Raw genomic sequence first — 24,235 nt, 5'->3', positions numbered from 1 at the left:
TTCTCCGGAAGAAATGACTAGGGTTTGGCAATGGTATGCCGGAATTCCTGAAATCACCGCGAAATCCATCCGACGCAAAAGTCGACAAAACCGACCTTTCGCGCCCTGCCGTGCGGAATCTTCGCTACGCGACAGAATCCCTGCCCCGCGCCGAACGCAAAAGGGCGGCGCAGGTTCACGCCCGCACCGCCCTTCAAGGGTCGTGATTTTAATCCCTTTGATCAATCGGAAATGATCTTACCCGGGTTCAGGATATTATCCGGATCCAGTGCTGCCTTGACCGCCGCCATATAGCGGGTCGCGGCGCCAAGTTCCTTGGTCAGATAGGGGCGTTTACCCTGCCCGATGCCATGTTCACCTGTGCAGGTGCCATCCATGGAAATCGCCAGATCGTTGAGCCAGCCGACGTATTCATCCGCCTTGGCCCGTTCCTCAGCGCTGTCCATGTCGATCAGCAGCAACGCGTGGAAGTTGCCGTCGCCTACATGGCCGACCATGGGCGCCATCAGTCCCATTTCCTCTGCCTTTTCGCGGGCGGTAGAGACGCATTCGGCCAGCCGCGAGATCGGCACGCAGACATCGGTCGAAATCCCCTTGGCACCGGGGCGCAGGCCGAGGCAGGCCCAGTACATATCGTGGCGCGCCTGCCAGAGCTTGTTGCGCTCTTCCGCGGTGGAGGTCGCCTCGAAATCGAAACCGCCGAACTCTTCGGCGATGGAGCTGAACATCTCGGCCTGCTCCACTACGCCCGCTTCGGAGCCGTGGAATTCCAGCAGCAGCAGCGGCACTTCGGGCAGGTCCAGCTTGGAATAGGTATTTGCGGCCTTGACGCTCATCGCGTCCAGCATTTCGATCCGGGCGACGGGAATGCCGTATTGGATGGTCATCATCACCGCGCGACAGGCATCATCCACCGAGCGGAAGGCGCAGCGCGCAGAGCGGATCGCCTCTGGGATGCCCTGCAGGCGCAGGGTGATTTCGGTGATCAGGCCAAGGGTACCTTCGGAGCCAACCATCAGCCGGGTCATATCGTATCCGGCCGAGGATTTCTTGGCCCGCTGGGCGGTACGGATCACCTCGCCGTCAGCCATGACGACCTCAAGCGCGAGCACGTTGTCTTTCATGGTGCCATAGCGCACCGCGTTGGTGCCCGAGGCCCGCGTCGCAGCCATCCCTCCAAGCGAAGCATTGGCGCCGGGGTCGATGGGAAAGAACAGACCCTGATCGCGCAGGAAGGTATTGAGCTGCTCGCGCGTCACCCCCGGCTGCACAACCACATCCAGATCCTCGGCATGCACGGCCAAAATCTTGTCCATACGCGCCATATCCACGGAAATGCCACCTGCAGGAGCGTTCACATGGCCCTCCAGCGAGGTTCCGGTGCCAAAGGGAATGACCGGCACGCCATATTCGGCGCAGGTCTTTACGATGGCGGCGACCTCTTCGGTCGAGGTCGGAAAGACAACCGCATCCGGCGCCTGGGTTTCGATCCAGGTGGTGGTGTGGCCATGCTGTTCACGGATGGCCTGCCCGGTCTGAAGCCGGTCACCGAATGTCTGTTTCAGAACGCCTATGGCGGCTTTGATCCCCGGCTCGTTCCGCGGCAGTGAAGTGGCTTGCACCATGGGTCGTCCTTTCTCCTCCAGGCTCGTGTTGTCACGTCAACACGAGCGGCAATATAGTCTCAACACCTGCAGACGCAAGTGGGGCTGAAGGGGCGCGGTGATGGACCATTCGCGCCCCGGTCCGCATTATTTACTCCCCCAGGGCAATGCCTTCGCGGCGGGGATCGGCAGCGCCTTTCAACCGTTCACCGATCTCAATCGCGTGCAGACCTGAATTCAGCCCCCGGACATTGACCTTATACCCCATGTCCGTGAGCGGTGCTTCCAATCCAACCGCTGCCGAGCCCTCTTCCAGATCATAGGTGCCGAACCGGTTCACGGCATGCGGCAGGGACACGGATTTTTGAACATCCATGCCCCAATCAGCCCAGGCAATGATCGAGGAAGCGACATAGCCGATGATCCGGCTGCCGCCGGGCGATCCGATGGCCAGCACCGGCGCGCCGTCCTTGGTCACGATGGTTGGCGCCATTGAGGAGCGCGGCCGTTTGCCCGGCTCCAACCGGTTGGCAATCGGCACCCCATCCCGGTGCGTGCGGAAGGAGAAATCGGTGAGCTCATTGTTGAGCAAGAAGCCGTTAGTCATCAGCCGCGAGCCAAAGCCGTTTTCGATGGTGGTGGTCATAGACAGCACGTTGCCATAGCGGTCCACGATCGAGATATGCGAGGTCGAAGGGAACTCGATCGACGCATCATCGGCCCATTGCGGCGTCAGCCCCGCGTGGTCGAATTCAGGCGCCCCCGGCGCCACCTCGGGCAAGGCATCGTCGCCTGCCAGCAGTTTCGCCCGCTCCGCCAGATAGGCGGAATCGACCAGCCCCCGCGTGGGCATCGGCACGAAATCACTATCCGCCATGTAGCGGCCCCGATCAGCAAAGGCGAGCCGCGAGGCATCGCCGATCAACCGCCAGGCCTCGGGGCTTTCGGCGCCCAGCGCCGCCAGATCGTATTGCCCCAGCATGCCAAGGATCTGCCCCACGGTCAGCGCCCCGGAGGACGGCGGTCCCATGCCGCAGACCTCAAACGCGCGGTATTCGGCGCAGACCGCCGGGCGTTCCTTGACCTGATAAAGCGCCAGATCGAAAGCGGAGAGAACGCCGGGATTTCCAACGGCTCCGGTCACCGTGCGCACGATATCCGCTGCAACCGGCCCGGTGTAAAACCCATCCGCGCCTTCTGTTGCGAGAGTCCGCAGCACCTCGGCATAGGCCGGGTTGACCAGCCTGTCTCCCGCCTTCAGCGGCTTGCCCCCCGGCAGGAAATACTCGGCGGTTGCGGAAAACCGCGACAGGCGCTCGGCGTCCCGTTCGATCAGACCGGCTAAACGCGGCGACACCGCGAACCCATCCTCGGCCAGCGAAATCCCTGCTTCGAAAAGCGACGGCCAGTTGGCCTTGCCCCAGCGGCGATGGGCTGCTTCCAGCAGCGCGGGCGTGCCGGGAGTGCCCACAGAGCGACCCCCGACAACAGCGTCGAAGAATTTCAGCGGCGCGCCGCTGTCATCCTGAAACAGCCGCGGTGTGGCCGCCAGCGGCGCGGTCTCACGCCCATCCAGCGTCGTCATCTCGCCGGTTTCCGCATCGTACCAGACCAGAAAGGCACCACCGCCCAGCCCTGAGGATTGCGGTTCGACCAGTCCCAGAACCACCTGTACCGCAACCATGGCATCCGCCGCCGTGCCCCCGGCGCGCAGCACGGCCGCCCCGGCCTCCACCGCGTGAGGATTGGCTGCAGCCACCATCCAGTTGTCCGCCTCGACCGGCAGACCGGCGTCTTTGAACTTGAGCGCAGAAGCCACCTGGGGCGACAGCGCCTCGGCCCCGCCTTTTGCAGCCGGTTCCGGCGCCACCGCATCTGCAGCCTGCTGCGCGCTCACCGTGCCTGCGGACATGCACAGGCACATCAAAAAGATCTTCTTCATAATCGCCTCCTCCAAAACAATGCCTTGCCTCAAAATGCAAACGCGGGCCAATAGCCCGCGTCGCAAAGATCAATCCTGTGTTACAGCATCGCCGGAACCACCTGATCTGGCGGGCGATGGCCATCCTCGAATGTCTTGATATTCAGCAGCACCTTCTCGCCCATCTCGATCCTCCCTTCGATGGTGGCCGACCCCATATGCGGCAGCAACACTACATTGGGCAGCTCGCGCAGGCGCGGGTTGATGTCGGTGCCATGTTCATAGACATCCAGCCCCGCCCCGGCGATTTCCCCGGCGCGCAGCATCCGGGTCAGCGCGTGTTCGTCGATTACCTCGCCGCGCGATGTGTTGACGATCACCGCATCCGGTTTCATCAGCTTCAGCCGCCGGGCGTTCATCAAGTGAAAGGTCGAGGGCGTGGACGGGCAATTGACCGAGATCACATCCATCCGCGCGACCATCTGATCGAGGCTCTCCCAATAGGTGGCTTCCAGCTCTTCCTCGATCTCCGGGCGCAGGCGGCGGCGGTTGTGATAATGGATCTGCATGCCGAATGCCTTGGCCCGGCGGGCAACGGCCTGACCGATCCGGCCCATGCCCAGAATCCCCAGGCGACGGCCCGCCAGCCGCCCACCCAGCATCGCGGTCGGCGCCCAGCCGTCCCATTCGCCCTTTTGCATCAGGGCGAGACCTTCGGGAATCCGGCGTACCACCGCCATGATCAGCGCCATGGTCATATCCGCCGTATCATCGGTTAGCACGCCAGGCGTATTGGAGACTAGAATCCCGCGCTGCCGCGCCGTGGCCACGTCAATGTGATCGACACCGGCGCCATAATTCGCAATCAGTTTCAGCCGCGGCCCTGCCTGCGCCAGAAGCGCCGCGTCGATGGTGTCGGTCACCGTCGGAACCAGCACATCGGCCTCTTGCATCGCCTCGGCCATTTCGCTGCGCGTCATCGGTGTGTCATCGCTGCGCAGCCGCACGTTGAACAGCTCGCTCAGCCGTGTTTCGACCGGTTCCGGCAACCGTCGCGTAACGACAACAGTCAGACGTTCTCTTACCACTTGCGCTCTCCCATGGCTTTTCAGTTCCTGCACCTCCATGGCATCGTGGCGCAGGATGCAGGCAGGCACAAGAACCCTTCCGCCTCCTCGGTCCAAGTGACGCGACATTCGGGTCTTTCCCTCCAGATCATCTGATCCTATGACCTATGGACACGCGGACGCGACCGGACAAGAAACCGGGCTGACACGGCAGGCCAGCCCCAGGACCGGCGCCGGAACCGGCACAGAACGAGCAGGCGGTGAACATGACGGCTTTGAAATTGCGCCTTCTTGCGGTGGCCATTTGCGCGACTGTGGCAGCTGCGCATGGGGCAATGGCCAAGGACGCGCGTGGCCCGGTCACGAATCTACCCCTGCCCCGCTTCGTTTCGATGAAAGCTTCCGAGGCCAACATCCGGCGCGGCCCCTCGCTGACCCACCGGATCGACTGGGTGTTCAAACGGCGCGGCATGCCTCTGGAGGTGACCGCCGAATACGGGCACTGGCGCCGCGTGCGGGACCATGACAACGCCGGCGGATGGGTGCACTATACGCTGATTTCAGGCGTGCGCATGGCGCTGGTGCAGCAGGATTTGCTGACCGTGCACTCTAGACCGGACAAGGCAGCGCCTGTGACCGCCGCCTTTGAACTGGGCGTGGTTGCACGTCTGGGAGAATGCACCATCGACTGGTGCGAAATCTCTGCTGGCGGCTACAGCGGCTGGACGCCAAAGACCACGATCTGGGGCGTTTACCCCGAGGAAATTCGCGAATAACCCCGGCGAACCTTGGGCGGGTCCTGGTTGCTATTAGCTGCCCGGTTCCACGGGCCGGATCGTCAGTTGCGTTCCCCCGAGCCCGCGAAAGGCTTTCTGACGGCAGGAAAACACCAAGATCTGCAATTCATCCGCCTGCATGGTCAGCGCATCAAAGATCTTCTCGATCCGCGCATCATCGGTATAGACGATCGCATCGTCCAGAATGACCGGCGCAGGATGGCCTGAACGGGCCAGCAACCGGGCAAAAGCCAGCCGCACCAGCAGGGCGATCTGCTCCTGGGTGCCCCCGGACAGGCTGTCAAAGGCTGCCGTCTCACCGCCGCGCTGCAATTCTTCGGGCAACACCTTACCGGCGTCCACCGACAGTTCCGCTTCGGGCCAGAGCATCCGCAACAGGGGGCGCAATTCCGCCATCACCGGTCCGACATAGTGCTCCTGCGCCTCGGATCTTGCCCGTTCCAGTGCCACATCAAGACGGCGCAGCACCGCCACTTCGAATTCAACCGCCGCAAGACGCTTCTGTGCCCGATCCAATTGCCCCTCGGTGTCAGCAAGCTCCTCCTCGACTGCGGCGCTGGCATGGGTGGCGATCCGAGTTTCCAGCACCGCCAGATCCCGCGCCACCTCCTGCGCCCGCTGGCGTGCGGCCTCCTGCGCCGATTGTGCCCGCTGCAGAATGGCACGGGTCTGCGCCGGGTCCGGTGCGGCCTGGCGCAGGGCGGTTTCGGTGGCCTTGGTCTGTGACAGGTTCTGCTGCAGGGCGGGCAGGTCTTCCGACAGGCGCTGCAGCGCCTCTGCCGCCTGTTCCTGCCCCTCGATGACAGCAAGAGCGCGGTCCAGCCGCTGCACCGCTGCATCTGCGCGTGCCGAGGCGCTCTCCATCGCCAGACGGGAGTCTGCTGCCGCGCTGCGAATGGCCTCCAGCGCGTTTTCCGCCGCCTCGGCCTCCTGCTCGGCGGCGCGGAAGGCAGCTTCGGCCTCTGCCCGGTCCGGCAAGGGAGTCGTGCTTTCGTCCTGCGCGCCTGCCCCCGGTGCTTGTGGAAGCGCCTCCAGCTGGTCGATCAGCGCCTTGATCCCATCCGGGGCGAGTACCTTCAACAGGGTCTGCGCCTCCTGCCGCTGCTGTTGCGCCTCCTGCCGTGCCTTGTGCTGCGTGCGGGCCTCCTCGACGCTGGTGCAACCGGCCTGCTCCAAGAGCTGCGTCAGCGCGGCCTGTGCCTGCTCCAGCGCCTCGGCGCCACCAGCCTGACCGGGGTGAATGTCGATCTCTGCCACGCCCGGTACAACCAGCCGCCCGCCGCCCGGAAGCGGCAACCGCTTCCCGTCCGGAACTCCGGCGCCTTCCAAGTGGATGCCGCCCTCCTGACCCGCCTGGTAGTGCACGGTCACCGCAGTCGCGGTTGTCTCCTGCGCCCGCCGGGCCAGATTATGCGCCTCGCGCGCAGCCTCGATCCGGCGCAACACCGCTTCATCAGGTCCGCATGCGGCGGCCTTGGCCAGACTGTCGATCTGTTCGGCTTGCGCCCGCGCCTGTTTCAGCCGGTCGCTCAGATCGCGGCGCAGCCCCTCTGCCTGCGCCACTGAAATCGCCAGCTGCACCGCGTCCAGAGCGGCCCGCGCCTTTTTCGCGCCCGCGCGGGCCTGGGTGGCCGCCTCGGTCAGATGCCGCTTTTTCTCTTCTTGCGCATCGAACGTGACGTGCGCCCGCGCTGCGACCTCTGATGTCTCGGCCACGGCTGCCTTTGCGTCGCTCGCCTCCTCCAGCCGCGCGGTCAGCTCCGCGATCTTGCGCTGATGGTTTTCCAGCACGGTTTCCGCCAGCTGCACCGCGTGGGAGGCCTGCGCCAGCTGCTCCTGATGCCGGTTGGCGGCCTCCATCGCAGCCTCTGCCGCCTCAAGCCGCGCCTGTAGTTCTGCGCGTTCCTCCGGGTCATTCAGCGCCGCCTGCTCGACCTGAAGAGCCCGCCGCTGATCCAGAAGCTGTCGCAGCTCCTGCACCTGCGCGCTCAGCTGATCCCGGCGCTGCACCAAGTCGGCGACCGCGCGTTCGGCCAGATCCAGCGCACCGCCTTTGCGGGCGCCGCGCGTGGTCACCAATTGATCCAGCGCCTCGCGCACCTGCCGCCGGATCGCATCCATGCGCTGGCCGCCGGTCACCATCTCGACCTCACCCGCGACCGAGGACAAAAGATCCCGCCGCGCGGATAGCGTTTCCTTGGCATCCTCGAACGAGGTCAACCCCTGCCGCACCCACAACAGTCCCGACGGGCCATCCTCCTTGGGCGGTTTGATCAGCGCCTTCAGCCAGGCCTCTGCCGCGTCGGCCTGATGCAGCAGCGTCCCCTCGCGCCAGATCCGCACCTCGCCTTTTCCAGAGGTCTTGAAGAACTGTTTGGCGATGCGATAGCGAGCGCCTTCATGGTCCACTTCGACTTCGACCCGGGGATCGCCACCCGCATGCGGCACCAGCCCGCGGATCTCCTTGTCCCAGGCCTTAGCGTCCTTGAAAAACAGCGCGTGAAGCGCATCAAAGATAGTGGATTTGCCTTGTTCGTTCGGGGCTGCCAAGACGTTCAGCCCCGGCCCGATACCGGTGATTTCCACCGGATCGGTAAAACGGCGCAGGTTCTCCAGCCGGATAGAGCAGAGTTTCATGCGCGCTCTCCCCCGTCGCCATCATCCTGCGTATAAGCAAAAAGCCGGTTGAGCGCTGCGCTGGCCACCCTGCGGTCCTGTTCGGCAAGGGCCGGATCCTCGGCGGCCTGCATCAGCTCTTGCGCGGCAACCCGCAGCGCGCCGCCCCGGGCGATAAGATCCAGATCCCCGGCCTGATGTTCGGTGCCCACTGCGGACAGATCCAGCTCCAGGTGGCAGAACTCCGGCGCATAGCGCCCCACCGCCTGTTCCAGCGCCAGCCGCTGCGGCGGCGTCACCCAGCCCGACGCCCGCATCAACATGAGATGATACCGCCAGTCGGCCCGCTCCGGCGGCAACAGGCCCGTGATCGCCGCCTCTGGATCTGTTTCAGGCGTCAGGTCCAGCGCCACCTCCTGCCAATGGTACTGACCGGTTTCAATGGGCTGCACCAGCGGCGCTTGCCCAGCACCTGCAAGCTCGACCAGCAGGCACTGGCCACGCCCGGCGTGTTTGAACCGATCCGGCTCGGGGCTGCCGCTATATTGCGTGTGCGGGTTGACCTCGAACCGGCCATGCCAGTCGCCAAGTGCGAGATAATCCAGCCGCGCCGCCTGGGCCCGTTGCGGTGAGATCGTCTCGGCGCAATCGCCGCCGCCCGCCGCACTGCTGCCAAATTCCAGCACACCACCATGGGCCAGACCAATCCGCAGCGCGTTATCCCCGGTTTCGCATTCGTCCATCCAGGCGGTCAGGTCCTGCCCTGGAAACCGATGGCTACAGGGCGCGGGCAGCAGCATGACCCCGGGCGCCATCTGCACCGGCTCGGCGGTCATCAAGAGATGCACATTCTCCGGCAGATGGCTATGCAGCGACGTCCAGAGTGGTTCTGCCGCGCCGCTGTCATGGTTGCCCGGGATGATCCACCATTGCAGGTCCGGCGCCGCGCCCATGGCCGCAAGGGCCTGCCGCTGCACCCGGTCCGATGGTGTTTCGGTGTCGAACATGTCTCCGGCAATCAGCACATGCCTGGCGTCATGTGCCTGCGCCAGCTTTGCCAGCCGGGACAGGATCTCCTGCCGCGCCTGCAGCAATGCCATCCGCGTTTCCTCTGCGAACCGCCCGAACCGTTTGCCTAAGTGCAAATCAGAGGTGTGCAGGAAACGAATGGACGGCATTGAGGTCTCCGGACCGGGGCAGTGTTCACTGTCATAGGTGGCAGAGCCGACCGACAGGGTCAACGCGGCTTTGCAGCTCTGCAGCCTGCGGGCCGGGTCCGCGATTCTAAGGCAGGCCAACGACAATCTCCGCACCAAGATTGGTGCGGACCGGGGTCCGCAAACCGGAAAAATGCCTCGCATTCGGGCGTTTCGGAACAATATCCGCGGGAATTCGCGACCCCGCGTCAAACTGCGCCCTTGAAAATCCAAGCAGGCAATTGCGCCCCGGCGCCGCGTGTTTTACACGGGGGGCGATATGTACGGCAACGCGCCCGGGACATCACCAAAACCCGGGAGGTGAAGCGCCGCCGCCCAAAGTCAACAAAGCTTCCGATATCGCTGAAAGGTTGTGGAATATGACAGAAAATTCAAACCCCGACATTTTGTATACCATCGTAGACGAAGCGCCCGAGCTGGCCTCGGCGTCCTTCCTGCCGATCATCCGCAAGTTCGCCTCGGCTGCCGGTGTCTCTGTCGGAACCAAGGATATCTCGCTGGCCGGCCGCATCATCGCGACCTTCCCCGAAGGTCTGAGCGAAGAGCAGCGCCAGAGCGACGATCTGGCGGCCCTCGGTGAGCTGGTCAAAACCCCCGACGCCAATGTCATCAAGCTGCCGAACATCTCCGCTTCGGTGCCGCAGCTGACCGCCGCCATCGCCGAACTGCAGGCGCAGGGCTATGACATCCCGAACTACCCCGAAGACCCGCAGAGTGACGCCGAAAAGGCAATCCGCGCGCGCTACGACACCCTCAAAGGCTCGGCCGTGAACCCGGTGCTGCGTGAAGGCAACTCGGACCGTCGTTCGGCCAAGGCGGTGAAGAACTACGCCCAGAACAACCCGCATTCGATGGGCGCATGGTCGGCTGACAGCAAGACCAAAGTCTCCTCGATGCCCGGCAACGATTTCTACGCGAACGAAAAATCCGCGACCATCACCGCCGCACAGGCCGGTGACGCGAAAATCGAATTCGTCGCCAAGGACGGCTCTGTCACCGTGCTGAAAGACGGCTGGTCGCTGGGCGAAGGCACCGTGACCGACGCGACCTTCATGTCTGCCAAGGCGCTGTCCTCTTTCCTGGCCGATGCCATTGAGGACACCAAGGCCGACGGCACCATGTTCTCGCTGCACATGAAGGCGACCATGATGAAGGTCTCGGACCCGATCATCTTTGGCCACGCTGTCAAAGCCTGGCTGGGTCCGGTCTGGGACAAGCACGGCGCGGCGATCGCTGCTGCCGGTGGTTCGCCGAACTCGGGTCTGGGCGCTGTTCTGGCTGCCATCGACACGCTGCCCAACGCGGCTGAGATCAAATCCGAGATCGCAGCGCTCGACCGTCCTTCCATGTACATGGTCGACAGCGACAAGGGCATCACCAACCTGCACGTGCCGTCGGATGTGATCATCGACGCCTCCATGCCCGCGGTCATCCGTGCTGGCGGCAAAGGCTGGGACGAAGCAGGCAACAAGGGCGATACCAACTGCGTGATCCCCGACAACTGCTATGCGACCGTCTATGATGAGACGATCAACTACTTCAAAGAAAACGGTGCGCTCGACGTGACCAAGGCAGGTTCCGTCGCCAACGTCGGCCTGATGGCGCAGAAAGCCGAAGAATACGGCAGCCACCCCACCACCTTTGAAGCCCCGGCAGACGGCACCATCCGCATCGTGCTGGCCAATGGCGAAACCCTGCACAGCCACGATGTGGAAGCCGGTGACATCTGGCGCGCATGCACCGTCAACAAGGCACCGATCGAGAACTGGATCCAACTGGCGATGGACCGTCAGCGCCTGACCGGCTCCGAAGCGATCTTCTGGCTGGACGCAAACCGCGCCCATGACGCCGAGCTGATCAAATACGTCAAACCGGCGCTGGAGGCTGCTGGCGTGGCCGACAAGTTCATGATCATGGCGCCGCGCGAAGCGACCCGTCAGTCGCTGGACACCATCACTGCGGGCAAGGACAGCATCGCCATCACCGGCAACGTGCTGCGCGACTACCTGACCGACCTGTTCCCGATCCTGGAACTGGGCACCTCGGCCAAGATGCTGTCGATCGTGAAGTTGATGAACGGCGGCGGGTTGTTCGAAACCGGCGCCGGTGGTTCGGCTCCGAAACACGTGCAGCAGTTGGTCGAAGAAAGCCACCTGCGCTGGGATTCGATGGGTGAATTCTGCGCATTGGGCGAGTCGCTGAACTTCCTTGCCGATGCCAAAGGCAACGCCAAAGCCGGCGTCCTGGGCAGCGCAGCCGAAGTGGCGACCCAGGGCATTCTGGACAACAACAAGTCGCCTTCGCGCAAAGTGGGTGAACCGGACAACCGCGACAGCCACTACTGGTTCGCACGCTACTGGGCCGAAGCCCTGGCCGCGCAGACCGAGGATGCGGATCTGGCAGCCGAGTTCAAGCCGATCGCCGAAGCTCTGGCTTCCAAGGAAGAGCAGATCTTGGCTGAATTCGCTGCTGCCCAGGGCAACCCGGCGGACATCGGCGGCTACTACCACCCCGATGCGGTGAAAAAAGCAGCCGTGATGCGCCCCAGCGCAACGCTGAACGCGATCATCGGCTAAGGGCCGGGACAGCGGGGGCGTCCGTCCCCGCTCAAAGGCACAGCAATACAAGAACGCCCGGCAGATCCTGCCGGGCGTTTTCTTTAGTCATTGTTCTGAGCCTTGCGCGCCACGTGAGCGGGAAAACCAGTTTATAAAGGCACGGATCTCCCGCTCAGAGACAAGGATCGCGATCCCTTAGAAGTCCTGCCACTTGTCGATGGCAGCGTTTCCATCAGTTGCGGCGACGGGGGTCGGAGTGATCTCGTCCAGATCCCAATCATCTTCGCCATGAGCCGTCGGTGCGATGGGTGCCGAAGGCTGCGGCATTGCGGTGATATTGCTGCCGCCCGTGATCTTGAAGTGTGCGACCAGTTCGGCCAGCTTGGTGGCGTCGCTGTTTAGCATATGGCCCGCAGCGGTGGCCTCTTCCACCATGGCGGCGTTCTGCTGGGTCACCTGATCCAGCTGCACCACACCGGTGTTGATTTCCCCCAGACCGGTCGATTGCTCGGCCGCGCCCTCGGCGATATCGGTCACCAGTTTCGAGATGTGGTTGACCCGTTGCACAATATTCTGCAGCGCCTCGCCGGCCTTGCCGACAAGATCCACACCGCGCTCTACCTGTTTCGAGCTGTCGCCGATCAGGGTCTTGATCTCCATCGCCGCATCCGAGGACCGCTGCGCCAGGGCGCGCACTTCGGATGCAACCACTGCGAAACCACGGCCTGCTTCGCCGGCACGGGCGGCTTCGACCCCGGCGTTGAGCGCCAGGAGATTGGTCTGGAAGGCGATGTCGTCGATGACACTGATGATCTGGGCGATATGGGTCGAGGATTGCTCGATTTCAGTCATCGCCGAAACCGCGCTTTGCACCACGACGCCGCTGTTTTCGGCTTCCTGCTTGGCCTCATCCATGATGTTTTCGACGCTACGTGCACCGTCGGCAGCGGATTTGACCGATGCGGTCAACTCATCCAGCGCAGCAGCGGTTTCTTCGAGCGTTGCGGCCTGACTTTCGGTGCGATGCGATAGATCATCCGAAGACTGGCTGATCTCAGCCGCGCCGTTGCGAATGCTGGACGCGGATTCCACCACTTTCGACACGGTATCGCTGAGATTTTCGACCGTCCGGTTGAAGTCGATACGCAGCTGCTCGTAGTCCTCGGGGAAGGCGCTGTCGATACGCACGGTCAGATCGCCATTCGCGAGAACCGACAGGCGGCTGGTCAAAGTCTGTACCACCTGAGCCTGAGCCTGGTCGCGCTCTTTCTGTTCTGCTTCCAGTTCTTTCTGGCGGATCAGAGAGGTACGGAACACGTCCAGCGTGCGCGCCATGTCGCCGATCTCGCTGTGGCTCGCCAATCCCGGAATCTCGGCACTGGTGTCCCCCTCGGCCATGGACTGCATACGGTCTTTGATACGTTCAACCGGCTTGATCACGCTGCGCGCCAGGAAGAAGGCTGCAACCCCCATGGCTGCCAGTCCGATCACCAGCGCGATCAGGGCAGAATTGCGCATGGCGGCAACATCCGCCTCGATATCGGCCACATAGGCGCCAGTGCCGACGATCCAGCCCCAGGGCTCAAACAGCTTCACATAGCCCATCTTTGCCTCAGGGATGTCCGAGTCAGGCTTGTTGAAGTGGAAAATGAGTGGGCCGTGGCCCGTCGAATCCGCGATCTTCTGGAATTCCTGAAACACAAGGACGCCATTGACGTCTTCGAACATGGTCTGATCCTTGCCGATCAGCTGCTTGGCGACCGGATGGGCGACCATGTAGTTCTGCCGGTTCAGCGCAAAGAAATATCCTGCCGTGCCAAAGCGCGGCGTCTCAACCGCGGCGATCCCGCGTTCCTGGGCCTCTTCCGGGGTCAGGGAACCTGCTTGAACCTGCGCCTCCAGATCGGCCAGCACGCTGACCATGGCATCGGTCAGGCTGTCGAGTTCTTTTTCCCGCATCTCGTAGGCATTGTCGACAGCGCGGGTCAGGAGCACAAAGGTCAAAGCGGCGGCAAGAGCAACCCCCAATCCTGCCAGCGCATAGATACGGGCCGGCAATCGGTAGAGAAACGTAGGCATAGTAGACTGGTCCTTTAGTGACGCTCATTTACATGCAAGGTTAGAGATACTTCCCTAATTTTCTCTTAGATTAACGTCGGTGGTTTTAGCCAACGCGGCCCTGAAAGCGCACGAAATTCGGCCAAATACCTCAGGAAACCAGCCGGAAAACCATCCCAGGTTTTCACTATTCCGACACGGGACTCTGCCAAGAGAGTCTGCGTAAGCCACGAACACTGCAAGGAAAACACAAGCTATCGCGGTCATCAAAACTGAGACCGCCGCGCTCTGTCTCCGACCCGCGGCTCACAATCCGGGCAGACAGCAGTAACCAGAAAATCTGCGCATGCAAACTTTCTGGCCATTTAGACAAAATGACAGGGAATCAGAGGACCACGGGTCATTTTGACCCCACGCTTGGCGTTTCCCTTATGACTCCCTGTCGCCGATTTTGATTAGAAATCTGTGGGTGCGCCGCCTTCGGCCTTGCGACGGGCCACGAAATCGCCCAGCTCTTCGCGGATCGCGTCGTCCATCGGCGGCGCCTCGAAATCGGCCAAAATGTCCTTATAGATCTTATGCGCCCGCTCCGGCGTCCAGACTGCACCTGCCGCCTCCCAGGCTTCATAGTTGCGCCAGTCGCTGAGGAACGGCTGATAGAATGCATCCGTATAGCGGTCCTGCGTGTGTTTCAGGCCAAAGAAGTGCCCGTCGTTGCCGACCTCCCGGATGGCATCCAGAGCAATCTCCTCGGGGCCGGTGGCGCAGATCTGCGGCTGCAAGTAGCGCTGGATCTGCTGCAGCACCTCGCAATCCATGATGAACTTTTCCGGGCTGGCGATCAGACCGCCCTCCAGCCAGCCAGCGGCGTGGTAGACCATATTGGTGCCCGACTGCACCGCCGCCCAGAGGGAATTCGACGTCTCCCACATGGCCTGCCCATCCGGCACATTGGCCGCGCAGACCCCGGAAGAGCGCATCGGCAAGCCATAGTAGCGCGCCATCTGGCCGGTCATCTGGGTGGCGCGCATGTATTCCGGCGTGCCAAAGGCGGGAGCACCGGATTTCATGTCCACATTTGACGTGAAGGTGCCAATCGCACAGGGGGTGCCGGGCCGCACATATTGGAACAGCGCAATGGCACAAAGCGATTCCGCCAGCGATTGCGCCACTGCACCCGACATGGTGACAGGCGCCATCGCCCCGGCCAGGGTAAAGGGCGTCACAACCACCGCCTGCCCCTTGCGGACCAACCGCAGACAGCCGTCGATCATCGGGAAGTCATGCTTCAGCGGCGAGGTCGAGTTGATGTTGGTGTACATATGCGGGCGGGACTCGAACTCTTCATGGCTCAGCCCCCCGGCGATCCGCACCATTTCCATCACGTCCTCAACCCGCTCCTTGCCGAGCGAGTAAGCGTGCATCACCTTATCCGTCAGCGTCAGCTTGTCATAAAGTACATCAAGGTGGCGCACAGAGGCATGGATATCCACGGGCTCCACCGGATATCCACCGGCGAAATGGATGCAGTTGAAATACTGCGTCAGCTTCAGAAGGTTCCGGCACTGCTCCTGCGTGCCCGCGACTTTCTTGTTCAGCTCCATATCCCAGTAGTTGGGCGGGGAGGAAACATTACCGAACAGGATATGATTGCCGCCAATGGGGATCCTGCGCTCTGGATTGCGCGGGGTGATGTCAAAGCTGTCCGGCGCCTTGCCCACCATCTCCATCACGAACTCGCGGTCCATCCGCACCAGATCGCCTTCTACACGGCAGCCTGCTTCTTTGAAAATCTCCAGCGCCTCAGGGTTGAGGAAGACGATACCGATCTCTTCGAGGATGCGCATGGCGCCATCGTGGATGGCTTCAACACCATCCGGGCTAAGCGGTTCAATGGGACGGTCAATGTTCACCGGGATCGACCAAGGCATCTGCGCCAGTGCCGCGTCTCCGCGCCGGGCCGCCGCGCCTGCTCTGCCGCCGCCGCGCCTGCGTCCCGCTGTTGCTCGTGCCATGATGACCTCCGTCCTGTTGAAGCGTCTGTGTTTTCTTGCGCCGTTCAACTGGCCCGAGAACGAGGCCTGCAACCTTTCCGTTCACGACATCCGCTGTCGTTTTTTCACTCCCCGGGGTGCATGGAGGCATTTTCTAGACACAAGTGAACAGTTCAGCCCAAATTTTTGGCTGCGCGGACAGATCCGCACAGCAACATCACGTCAGGATCGCAGGTTATTGCGCCGCTGGCTGGCTCGCGCGGTCGAGCCATTCGGGAATATGGCCAATGTCCGGCAAGACCGCATCGGCGTGAGGCGCCAGATCCTGATGGCTGGCCATTCCGGTGAGCACCCCAAGACGGCGCATGCCCGCCGCCGCCCCCGCCTGCAGATCATGCAGGCTGTCGCCAACCATCGCGGTGCGTTCTGGGGCAACCCCGCAGGCCTTGCAGAAGGCCAAGAGCGGCGCGGCATCTGGTTTGGCGCCATGGCCGCTGTCGAACCCGGCGACAAAGGTGAAGCGGTCCAGAACCCCTGCCCGCTCAAGCTGGCTCAGCGCCGACACTTCGGCATCATTGGTCATCACCCCCAGCACCTTGCCCCGCGCCAGCAGCCCGTCCAGGAAATCGGCAAGCGGCACGGCCTCGGCTAGCGCCGCATTGGCTGCGCCTTCGGCCAGAAACCGCTCCAGCTCGGCCTCGCTCATGTGCGGCACATGGGGCGCCAGGGCCGCCGCCACCTCACCGTTGGTGCCCGCGATCACGAAACTGTCCGGATGGAAACACTCCCGCTCCAGATCAAACCGCAGCGTGTCGGCCATGGCGCCTGCGAGGGCCACATCCCCGCCCGCGAGGCTCTTCAGCACCCCGGCCGCCCAGCTGTTCCAGGTGGCAGCAAAATCAAAAAGGGTTCCGTCCTTGTCGAACAGAAAAGCATCTACCAGCATCACAAGGTCCTGATCAGAATAGGGTCAGAGCACTGCATATCAGGTCCAGTGAACCTGCGCACCACCCGGAAGCGCCATCCGCGCGTGCATTGGCGTCTCATAACTGAGGCCCAAGCTGTCACAGAATTCCACAACCCAGGAATCGTCCATCGTTAAGAAATCGAGCACCGAGCCCAAAAATTCCGGATCGGTGGCGCGACTGCGCAGATCATCCTCGCTGGCCCCGGTTGCGCCCATAAACACCGGAAATAATTCGTCATTTCCGGACAGCCAGGCAAGGGCCTGCAAGGCAATGGTTTCAGCTTGATCGGCGGAAAACTGCATGTCGGCACCTTCCTGACACTTTGCGGCCATTTTAATGAAAATATGAAAGGGTTTATTAACCAGCAGAGGTGAAAACTTCTAGTCATCGAAACGCATGCCTCGAAAGGATTGCGCGTGCAGGGAACCATTCTGGTCATAGACGGTGTATCAACCAACCGCATCATGATGAAGGTGCAGCTTGCTGCCGCTTATTATGATGTCGTGCTGGCGACACAGGTCTCCGGTGTGCTGGAAATTGCCCGTGGCTGCCGCCCCGATCTGGTTCTGACCGCCAACTCCCTGCCCGATGGCAGCGCCGCAGATGTGAAACGGGAACTGACCCGCGACGACAGCCTGGCGGATGTGCCGGTGATCGCCGTCAGCCGCACGGATAACCCCATGCGGCGGCTTGAGGCGCTTTCGGCAGGGATCGACGACGTGCTGCCGCAACCGCTGGACGATGTGATCCTGCAGGCCCGGATCCGCAGCCTGCTGCGCACCCGCAGCGCCAATGAAGAGCTGAACCTCCAGCGCGATGCCTCGCATGGCTTTGTCCTGCCCCTGACCGACCGTAGCCGCTCCCCCCACAACATCAAGGCAACGGTGGCGCTGGTGGCCGAGGATATCCAGACCGCGCGGAACTGGCAGGACCGTCTGTCCCACTACGTGCCGCATGACATCCGCACCCATCAGATCGGTGACATCCAACCGTTGATGAGCGATCCCGTCGCCGATGTTTTCATTATCGAGCTGAACGAAATGTCGTCGGGCGTCGGCCTGCGGCTTCTGGCCGATCTGAGAGCCCGGGCCACCACCCGTCAGTCGGTGGTCATCGCAGTGCCCAATCCGGCCGATGCGCATATCGCCGCCGAAGCGCTGGACCGCGGCGCCCATGATGTGCTGCAAAACGGGTTCAACGTCGAGGAACTGGCGCTGCGTCTTGGCACGCAGCTGCAATACAAGCACCGCCACGACCTGCTGCGCGACAGCGTCCGCAACGGGCTGCGCGCCGCTGTCGAAGATCCGATGACCGGGCTCTTCAACCGCCGCTATGCAAAACCGTTTCTGGACCGCACCGCCCGCAGCGCCGCCGAAAGCGGCGATAAATTCGCCCTGATGCTGGCCGACCTTGACCACTTCAAGCAGATCAACGACCGCTATGGCCACCCAGCCGGCGACGCGGTTCTGATCGAAGCCTCCCGCCGGCTGCAAAGCCACCTGCGTCCGGTGGACCTGCTGGCGCGGGTTGGCGGCGAGGAATTCATGATCGTCCTGCCCGGCGCCAATGAACAGGAAGCGAGCGAGGCCGCCGTTGCCCTGTGCAACGCGATCAACAGCACTCCCTTTGATGTGCCAGAAATTGATGAACCGATCGCGGTGACGATCAGCATCGGCGCGGTCATTGGCGATGGTGCTGAGAAGGAGATGACAAATGTCACCTCTCTGATCGCCAAGGCAGATCAGGCGCTCTATGGCGCCAAGAACTCAGGCCGCAACCAGGTCACCCTGTCACGGCCCGACACAGCAGTCGCCTGAGCGCTCCTCACCGCTGCTATTAGTTTCCGGCACTGCCTACGTTGCGCAGCAGTATCAGGGTTTCCCGGACCTATGCGCCTTGTGCCATTCCGCATGTCGGCGCAGCATCTCCCGCATCCGCTCGGCATAGCGGGCACGTTCATCTGCAGTCATGGCCTCCACCTGTGCGATCCAGGCCCGCTGCACCGAGATCTGAAAGGCCCGCCGGTTGTCGGCCTGCTGCTCCAGGACCCTGGCCAGCTGCCCGGCATCAAAGGGATCCCCCCGCAAGATCGCGATGACCGCCTCGCCCTCGGCGCGGCGGCGGGCCCCATAGCTGCCATGATCCCCTTCGGCGCGACGGTGCAATTCTGTCCGGGTCTCCCGGTCCAGATCGCGAAATATCATCGACCCGACCGAGGGCGGACGCTTGCCCGGATGCGATCCGTCGTGCCAGCGCATGAAAGCCCCGATCGCGAGCCCTGCCACCGCAAGGTTGGCCGCCAGAGACACGGCCAGAAGCACCTTCAGCCAAAGCCGCATTCCAGTCCGGGCTTCACCCGCGCCGCCTCCGGTAGAGTTCGGGGTATGTCCGTCAGTGCTCATTCTGTCTCCTCACCCAGCATCACAGCCAGATCGTAACTGTCGTATGGCAGGGCTGTCGTGTCCACGGACAGCTGCGTGAACTCGGCCGGGTCCGGCAGAAAGGACGGCGGCGCCAGTCCGATCCACAGCCCGACAGCGCAGGCCGCTGCCATGCCACCCATGGCCGGCCATCCGCCAACCGCGGCGCGAAACTGGCGCCACATCCCGATTGCCGATGCAGCCAACGCCCCTGCCGGATTTTGCGCCGGGGGCACGGCCAAAGCCGCCGCCTGCCGGGCCTGAACATCCGCTGCATCCGCAAGAATGCGCGCACTCAGGTCATCCGGCAATGTCGGCTGGTCCCGCCGCGCCTCTTCGAACAGCGCCTCCAGCAGGTCGATATCTTTTTCGGTGTCAGCCATCGTGATACCCCAACTCTTCTCGGCGCCCGGCAAGCAGTGCCGCCAGCGCCCTCTTGCCCCGGGCGGTCAAACTTTCGACCGCCTCAACGCTAATATCCATAATTCCGGCGATCTCCGGATTTGCCAGCTCTTCCAGATGGCGCAGGATCACTGCTTGACGCTGCCGCTCGGGCAATTGCATCAGCGCCTCCTGCAGCGCATCATGGCGGGCCCCGTCCTGCATCGCCTCGGGCGCGCTTTGCGCCGGATCCGGCGGGTCGGGGACCGCGTCCAGATCCAGATACCCGCCGCGCTGGCGACGCTTCAGATCGATGCAAAGGTTCATCACCACCCGGTAGAGCCAGGTTGAGATCTTCGCCTCTCCGCGCCGCCACTCCGGAGCGATCCGCCACAGGCGCATCATCGCCTCCTGTGTCACATCCTCTGCTTCGGCCCGGTTGCCCAGAACCCGCATGGCCACCCCGAATGCACGGGGGCCAAGCCGGTCGGTCAGCAGGGCTGCTGCGCGCTGGTCGCCCTGGGCAAAGAGCTCCAGCAGCACCTCGTCATCCGGCGACGCGCTCACCTTGGGCAGGCCTTCCAAGGAAGCCCTGCCCGCTGATGTATCCGTTCTTTGCAGCACGCCTGAAGGATCAGTTCTGCCCCATGCCCTGTTTCTGACCGCAATTCTTGCCGCCCTTGCCGCCATGATGCATACCACCACGGTTCATCCGGGCCTGGTCAAACTCTTCCTTTGACACAGCGCCATTGCCGTCCTTGTCCATCCGAGAGAACATATCACCACGCTTGGAGTGATCAGGCAACTCATCCTGGCTGAGCGCGCCATCGCCATCGCTGTCGAACCGTTCCATCATCCGCGCCGCACGCTGGGCTGCGCGCCGCGCACCTTCGGCCTGCATTTCCTCGACCGACAGTTTGCCGTCACCATTCGCATCAACCTGCGCGAAACGGGCCGCGCGGTGGGCGGTCATTTCCCCGGGCGATACCGCGCCATTGCCATCGGCATCCAGTTCCTCGAACGACACTTTGGGGCCGTGATGGCCGGGACCCGATTGAGCAAGAGCAGCCGTAGCTCCGGCCAGGCCGGCAACTGCAACGATAGCGGCGATGAACTGCGTATGTTTCATGTCATCTTCCCTTTGATTGGTGGCAGCCCTGTGCTGCCCGATGCATAGAAGAAACGCCGCAGCCCGATCTTTCCGTCGCAAAAATGTGATTTACTTTTGCCTGCTATTTTTGCGGCATCCAGCCGCAGACCTTGTGCGCCCCCCTTTCCCTCGGGCAAGAAGCGCGCAAACATGCGTTTGCAACACAGGATATTTCATGACTGAGTCCCAAGCCGTGATGGCCCCCGACACCGATACCGAACGCGAGACGATGCCTGCCCTGCTGAAAGGCTGGCGCCAGAAATGCCCCGAGTGCGGCAAAGGCAAACTGCTGCATTCCTACCTCAAGGTGAACGACAGCTGCAGTAATTGCGGCCTCGATCTGTCCGGCCACCGCGCCGATGACGGCCCCGCCTATCTGACCATTCTGGTGGTGGGCCATCTGATGGCGCCGCTGTTGCATGTGGTTTATTTCGCCTGGCGGCCGGCACCTCTCGTAACGTTCACAGTTTTCTCGATTGGCTGTCTGGCTTCGTCGCTGTATCTTCTCCCCAGACTGAAGGGGGTTGTCGTCGCCTATCAATGGGCGCGGCGGATGCACGGGTTCGAAGACAGAACCTGAACCCTTTGGAAACAAAGGGGAGAGGCAGATGAGCAGCGCAGAGGTTCAGGGCGTAACAAGTCAGGACAAAACGGCAATCCGCAACGCGGCGACGGTGATCGCCGTACGTGATCGGATGGCCGATGACCCGCAGGTCCTGATGGGCCAGCGTGGCGCCAAGGCTGCCTTCATGCCGAACAAGTTCGTCTTTCCCGGCGGCGCGGTGGATCTGGCCGACAGTTCCGTGCCGCTGGCCGATCCTCTGCCCGCCGTCTGCCGCGACCGCCTGTCCGAACAGGCGCCGCATGATCTGCACCACGCACTGGCCATTGCCGCGATCCGCGAGCTGTGGGAGGAAACCGGGCTCTTGCTTGGCACGCCGGGCGACTGGGCCGACCCGATCCCCGAGGATTGGCAGACCTTTGCAAAAAGCGGCCATCTGCCTTCGGCGCGGGCGCTGCAATTCGTGTTCCGGGCGCTCACCCCGCCGGGCCGCCCGCGCCGGTTCGATGCGCGGTTCTTTCTGATCGATGCCGATGCCATTGTCGGCGATCTCGATGATTTCTCGCAGGCCTCGGACGAGCTGTCGCATCTGCAGTGGATCCCGCTCAGCGAGGTTCGTACCTTCGATTTGCCCTTTATCACCGAAGTGGTTCTGGCCGAGGTGACTGGCCGCATCCGCGACACCAATCCGCCGGACAGCGTACCCTATTTCCGCAACGATGATGAAACCAGCCTGTTCCTGCGGCTGAAGGGCTATCCGATGCCGGAAAGCTCCTGAACCTGCTCACCCCTCCGTGACGGCGGAAGGTCAGATTGCCAGCACCAACGCGAGGATCGACAGGATCAGCAGTCCCATGCCGGTGATTTCGCGGACGGTGATTTTCTCCCGGAAGAATAGGACCGAGGCCAGCAGCGACAGCACCAGTTCGATCTGTCCCAGCGCCTTGACGTAGGCAGCGTTTTGCAAGGTGAAGGCCCAGAACCAGCAGAACGAACCGCCCATACTGGTCAGACCAACCCAGACCGCAACCCGGCGCGCCTGCCAGACGCGGGTAATCTCACCCTTTTCCTTGAGCGCCAGCCAGATCAGCATCAGCACCGTCTGCAAGGAGACAACCGATGCCAGCGTCACACCGGCACGAAAGACCGGGTCCAGATCACCGAGTTGCAGTGATGCCCCGCGATAGCTGACGGCGGAAAAGGCGAAAAGCACACCAGAGCCAAGCCCCAGCAGTGAGGCCTTGTTGGTCAGATGCTGCCACCAGGCGCCCTTCACTTCCGGAGTTTTCGACAAGACGAGCACGGCCGAGAGCCCGATCAGGATCGCTGCCCAGCCCCAGGGGCTGATCCCGTCCCCCAGCACCGCAAGGCCGACAATCGCGGTCTGGATAACCTCGGTCTTCTTGAAGGTGATTCCAACCGCGAAATTGCGCTGCTTGAACAGGGCTACCACACAGACCGTGGCGAGGATCTGCGCCGTGCCGCCGATGGTGGCAAAGACCCAGAACATGAGGCCTAGATGCGGCAGGCTCTGCCCAGTTGCCATCAGATAAGCCGCCAGTGCCGCCAGAATGATCGGCGCCGAATAGGCAAAGCGGGCAAAGGTCGCCCCGCCCGGGGACAGGGTGACACTGCTCAGAACCTTTTGCAGCATGAAGCGTACGGTCTGAAAGCTCGCGGCGGCGATTGAAACGGGAATCCAGGTCAGCATGATCAGCTTATGAGCGCTTATTTCCCCTTTTGCCAGAGCGGATGCGGCACCGGATCCTTGGCCCGCAGGAAATAGTCGCGAAAAATCTGCCGGTAGGAGGGGAACACATAGGCACGGTTGGCCGCCTGATAGAGCGCGCGGTGCCGATGATAGAGCCGCGGCAACGCGTGCCAGGGCACGCCCGGGTGCATGTGGTGCACGATATGCAGGTTGTTGTTTAGGAACAGCAGCGCCAGCGGCCCGCGATCCTCGATCACCACGGTGCGGCCACGGACCTCTTCATGGGCACGGTGCTCCAGAAAGGTGCGGATCTTCAGCAGCGCCAGCCCCAGATAGGCGGCGATGGCATAGGCCCAGACCGGCATCGGCGCACGGAGCACAAGCCAGACCACCAGCGCGCTGCCCGCAATGTGCAGGAGCCAATCCGCAATCACCCGCCTGTCGCCCTGCCGAACGAGCTGCCAATCCCCCGCCATGAAACAGACCTGCCCGATCAGCGGTCCCAGCAGCATCCGCCCCAGCAGCGTGTTGTTCATACGCAAAACCGCACGTTTCCACGGAGCCAGCCCGCGCCAGACCTCGGGGCACATGAAATTGCTTTCGGGATCGTCGAACGGATCGGTCAGACGTTCGTCCTGATGATGCGCCAGATGGGTGTCGCGAAAGCGGCCATAGGGGATCACCAGATTGAGCGGCAGCGCCATCAGCGCCTCATTCAGCAGACGGTTGCGGAACGGATGCCCGTGCAAGGCCTCGTGACACAGCGAAGAGTGAAAGGCGATCAACACGCCCGCCAGTACCACGGCCAGCGCCATGCTGAGGGCCGCAAGCCAGAAAATCACCGCAAACCAGGTGGTATAGCAGATCAGGATCAGCACCAGCGTGCCCCATTCCACGCCGCGCGGCATCAGGTCAGAGGGCAGTATCGGCGCCTCCGTACCCTGGCCGATTGCCTCGGACATTTGTGCGCGCACCTCAGACATGCGCCCGCCCCCAGGCGATCCCGGCCCAGATCCGCTCATAGATCAGGTAGGTGACGAACCCCAGCCCCGTGTTCACCAAGGCCATCGCCCCGCCGATCGTCGCCGATCCGGTTGCAAGCATGCCCACAACCGTCATCACGGTCAGGCCAATCACATTCCAGATTACCGCTTTCACGACAGAACGTCTGCGCGTTTCCATAGTACCTCCTACACTGTGCTGACTGGAGC

Annotated in this window: 21 protein-coding genes; 5 read left to right on the top strand and 16 right to left on the bottom strand. The window is 62.7% G+C overall.

Features of this window, described 5'->3' with window-relative positions; genetic code table 11:
* Nucleotides 1-221: 221 nt before the first annotated feature.
* The 3 genes from AC5SSZ_RS02215 to AC5SSZ_RS02205 all read right to left on the bottom strand — a co-directional run bounded on the left by AC5SSZ_RS02215 (nucleotide 222) and on the right by AC5SSZ_RS02205 (nucleotide 4,613).
* Complete coding sequence (locus AC5SSZ_RS02215) at nucleotides 222-1,625, bottom strand: FAD-binding oxidoreductase (RefSeq protein WP_065271106.1); 1,404 nt, start codon at nucleotides 1,623-1,625, stop codon at nucleotides 222-224.
* Between the two features lie 130 nt (nucleotides 1,626-1,755).
* Nucleotides 1,756-3,546, bottom strand: a complete 1,791-nt coding sequence (gene ggt / locus AC5SSZ_RS02210) for a gamma-glutamyltransferase (protein WP_495436626.1) — start codon at nucleotides 3,544-3,546, stop codon at nucleotides 1,756-1,758.
* 80 nt (nucleotides 3,547-3,626) lie between these two features.
* Complete coding sequence (locus AC5SSZ_RS02205) at nucleotides 3,627-4,613, bottom strand: 2-hydroxyacid dehydrogenase (RefSeq protein ID WP_065273552.1); 987 nt, start codon at nucleotides 4,611-4,613, stop codon at nucleotides 3,627-3,629.
* A 245-nt stretch (nucleotides 4,614-4,858) separates the two neighbouring features.
* Between AC5SSZ_RS02205 and AC5SSZ_RS02200 the strand changes: the two genes are divergently transcribed.
* On the top strand, nucleotides 4,859-5,368 hold the full coding sequence (locus AC5SSZ_RS02200) for an SH3 domain-containing protein (RefSeq protein WP_425537296.1): 510 nt from the start codon (nucleotides 4,859-4,861) through the stop codon (nucleotides 5,366-5,368).
* 33 nt (nucleotides 5,369-5,401) lie between these two features.
* Here AC5SSZ_RS02200 and AC5SSZ_RS02195 read toward each other — a convergent pair whose 3' ends face one another.
* Both AC5SSZ_RS02195 and AC5SSZ_RS02190 read right to left on the bottom strand, forming a co-directional pair.
* Complete coding sequence (locus AC5SSZ_RS02195) at nucleotides 5,402-8,026, bottom strand: AAA family ATPase (RefSeq protein ID WP_495436623.1); 2,625 nt, start codon at nucleotides 8,024-8,026, stop codon at nucleotides 5,402-5,404.
* Nucleotides 8,023-9,183, bottom strand: a complete 1,161-nt coding sequence (locus tag AC5SSZ_RS02190) for a metallophosphoesterase family protein (protein WP_495436621.1) — start codon at nucleotides 9,181-9,183, stop codon at nucleotides 8,023-8,025. The genes AC5SSZ_RS02195 and AC5SSZ_RS02190 overlap by 4 nt, the downstream gene beginning before the upstream one ends.
* 398 nt (nucleotides 9,184-9,581) lie before the next feature.
* On the opposite strand from AC5SSZ_RS02190, the gene AC5SSZ_RS02185 reads away from it, so the two are divergent.
* Nucleotides 9,582-11,798 (top strand): NADP-dependent isocitrate dehydrogenase, encoded by a 2,217-nt coding sequence (locus AC5SSZ_RS02185; protein WP_495436618.1) that lies wholly within the window; start codon nucleotides 9,582-9,584, stop codon nucleotides 11,796-11,798.
* Nucleotides 11,799-11,975: 177 nt separating this feature from the next.
* Here the strand turns inward: AC5SSZ_RS02185 and AC5SSZ_RS02180 are convergent, their stop codons facing one another.
* The 4 genes from AC5SSZ_RS02180 to AC5SSZ_RS02165 all read right to left on the bottom strand — a co-directional run bounded on the left by AC5SSZ_RS02180 (nucleotide 11,976) and on the right by AC5SSZ_RS02165 (nucleotide 17,102).
* The gene (locus AC5SSZ_RS02180) at nucleotides 11,976-13,859 is read right to left on the bottom strand and encodes a methyl-accepting chemotaxis protein (RefSeq protein WP_274831146.1); all 1,884 of its coding nucleotides are present in this window, start codon (nucleotides 13,857-13,859) and stop codon (nucleotides 11,976-11,978) included.
* Nucleotides 13,860-14,293: 434 nt separating this feature from the next.
* Nucleotides 14,294-15,853, bottom strand: a complete 1,560-nt coding sequence (locus AC5SSZ_RS02175; protein ID WP_495436616.1) for a trimethylamine methyltransferase family protein — start codon at nucleotides 15,851-15,853, stop codon at nucleotides 14,294-14,296.
* 214 nt (nucleotides 15,854-16,067) lie between these two features.
* Nucleotides 16,068-16,778: an HAD family hydrolase gene (locus AC5SSZ_RS02170; protein ID WP_495436614.1), complete on the bottom strand. Its 711-nt coding sequence runs from the start codon at nucleotides 16,776-16,778 to the stop codon at nucleotides 16,068-16,070.
* A 39-nt stretch (nucleotides 16,779-16,817) separates the two neighbouring features.
* On the bottom strand, nucleotides 16,818-17,102 hold the full coding sequence (locus AC5SSZ_RS02165) for a DUF3572 domain-containing protein (protein ID WP_495436612.1): 285 nt from the start codon (nucleotides 17,100-17,102) through the stop codon (nucleotides 16,818-16,820).
* 114 nt (nucleotides 17,103-17,216) lie between these two features.
* Here AC5SSZ_RS02165 and AC5SSZ_RS02160 point away from each other — a divergent pair, with 114 nt between their 5' ends.
* Nucleotides 17,217-18,617, top strand: coding sequence for a diguanylate cyclase (locus AC5SSZ_RS02160; RefSeq protein ID WP_347509228.1), 1,401 nt, complete (start codon nucleotides 17,217-17,219; stop codon nucleotides 18,615-18,617).
* 54 nt (nucleotides 18,618-18,671) lie between these two features.
* Here the strand turns inward: AC5SSZ_RS02160 and AC5SSZ_RS02155 are convergent, their stop codons facing one another.
* The 4 genes from AC5SSZ_RS02155 to AC5SSZ_RS02140 all read right to left on the bottom strand — a co-directional run bounded on the left by AC5SSZ_RS02155 (nucleotide 18,672) and on the right by AC5SSZ_RS02140 (nucleotide 20,730).
* Nucleotides 18,672-19,202: a periplasmic heavy metal sensor gene (locus tag AC5SSZ_RS02155; protein ID WP_274840711.1), complete on the bottom strand. Its 531-nt coding sequence runs from the start codon at nucleotides 19,200-19,202 to the stop codon at nucleotides 18,672-18,674.
* The gene (locus AC5SSZ_RS02150) at nucleotides 19,199-19,603 is read right to left on the bottom strand and encodes a hypothetical protein (protein ID WP_065271116.1); all 405 of its coding nucleotides are present in this window, start codon (nucleotides 19,601-19,603) and stop codon (nucleotides 19,199-19,201) included. Before AC5SSZ_RS02150 ends, AC5SSZ_RS02155 begins: the two co-directional genes overlap by 4 nt.
* Nucleotides 19,596-20,168 carry an RNA polymerase sigma factor gene (locus AC5SSZ_RS02145; protein ID WP_495436607.1) on the bottom strand — a complete coding sequence of 191 codons (573 nt, stop codon included), beginning with the start codon at nucleotides 20,166-20,168 and terminating at the stop codon, nucleotides 19,596-19,598. The genes AC5SSZ_RS02150 and AC5SSZ_RS02145 overlap by 8 nt, the downstream gene beginning before the upstream one ends.
* A 67-nt stretch (nucleotides 20,169-20,235) precedes the next feature.
* Nucleotides 20,236-20,730: an EF-hand domain-containing protein gene (locus AC5SSZ_RS02140; protein WP_495436605.1), complete on the bottom strand. Its 495-nt coding sequence runs from the start codon at nucleotides 20,728-20,730 to the stop codon at nucleotides 20,236-20,238.
* Between the two features lie 196 nt (nucleotides 20,731-20,926).
* Here AC5SSZ_RS02140 and AC5SSZ_RS02135 point away from each other — a divergent pair, with 196 nt between their 5' ends.
* Together AC5SSZ_RS02135 and AC5SSZ_RS02130 are read left to right on the top strand one after the other, a co-directional pair.
* A complete protein-coding gene (locus AC5SSZ_RS02135) occupies nucleotides 20,927-21,331 on the top strand; it encodes a DUF983 domain-containing protein (protein WP_065271119.1) in 405 nt (134 codons plus the stop codon).
* A gap of 28 nt (nucleotides 21,332-21,359) precedes the next feature.
* Complete coding sequence (locus AC5SSZ_RS02130; RefSeq protein WP_495436602.1) at nucleotides 21,360-22,091, top strand: NUDIX hydrolase; 732 nt, start codon at nucleotides 21,360-21,362, stop codon at nucleotides 22,089-22,091.
* A gap of 30 nt (nucleotides 22,092-22,121) precedes the next feature.
* Here the strand turns inward: AC5SSZ_RS02130 and AC5SSZ_RS02125 are convergent, their stop codons facing one another.
* The 3 genes from AC5SSZ_RS02125 to AC5SSZ_RS02115 all read right to left on the bottom strand — a co-directional run bounded on the left by AC5SSZ_RS02125 (nucleotide 22,122) and on the right by AC5SSZ_RS02115 (nucleotide 24,206).
* A complete protein-coding gene (locus AC5SSZ_RS02125; protein WP_495436600.1) occupies nucleotides 22,122-23,024 on the bottom strand; it encodes an EamA family transporter in 903 nt (300 codons plus the stop codon).
* Nucleotides 23,025-23,041: 17 nt separating this feature from the next.
* On the bottom strand, nucleotides 23,042-23,932 hold the full coding sequence (locus AC5SSZ_RS02120) for a fatty acid desaturase (protein WP_495438312.1): 891 nt from the start codon (nucleotides 23,930-23,932) through the stop codon (nucleotides 23,042-23,044).
* Between the two features lie 67 nt (nucleotides 23,933-23,999).
* The gene (locus AC5SSZ_RS02115) at nucleotides 24,000-24,206 is read right to left on the bottom strand and encodes a DUF2061 domain-containing protein (protein ID WP_495436598.1); all 207 of its coding nucleotides are present in this window, start codon (nucleotides 24,204-24,206) and stop codon (nucleotides 24,000-24,002) included.
* Nucleotides 24,207-24,235 lie beyond the last annotated feature (29 nt).

It is taken from the genome of Phaeobacter sp. CC-HEC084, from assembly GCF_059429255.1.
This window is presented reverse-complemented; position numbering and strand designations above follow the sequence as displayed.